The 251-nt window shown below is 47.0% G+C and carries 1 protein-coding gene; it reads right to left on the bottom strand.

Annotated features, from left to right (window positions below; genetic code table 11):
- Nucleotides 1-251: S1C family serine protease (locus AAEY78_RS14245; RefSeq protein ID WP_352340077.1), on the bottom strand; the 251-nt coding region annotated here is incomplete at both ends.

Raw genomic sequence — 251 nt, 5'->3', positions numbered from 1 at the left:
CATCCATTGCCGCATCGATTGGGATGGAGAACGACAATCCCATATAACCACCGGTGCCACTAAAAATACGTGAGTTAATGCCAATCACTTCACCGCGCTGGTTAAATAAAGGTCCGCCTGAGTTACCAGGATTCAATGCCACATCGGTTTGAATAAATGGCACACTGGTTTCACGCGAAAAGTTACGTGATTTGGCGCTGACAATACCTGCTGATGCTGAATAATCGAAACCAAATGGCGAGCCAATGGCC

Origin of the sequence: Psychrobacter sp. 16-MNA-CIBAN-0192, assembly GCF_040309565.1 — a bacterium.
In the GTDB taxonomy this organism is placed as follows: Bacteria; Pseudomonadota; Gammaproteobacteria; order Pseudomonadales; family Moraxellaceae; genus Psychrobacter.
Note: the sequence above shows the minus strand (reverse complement) of the source record. Positions and strands in the feature narration are given on the sequence as shown.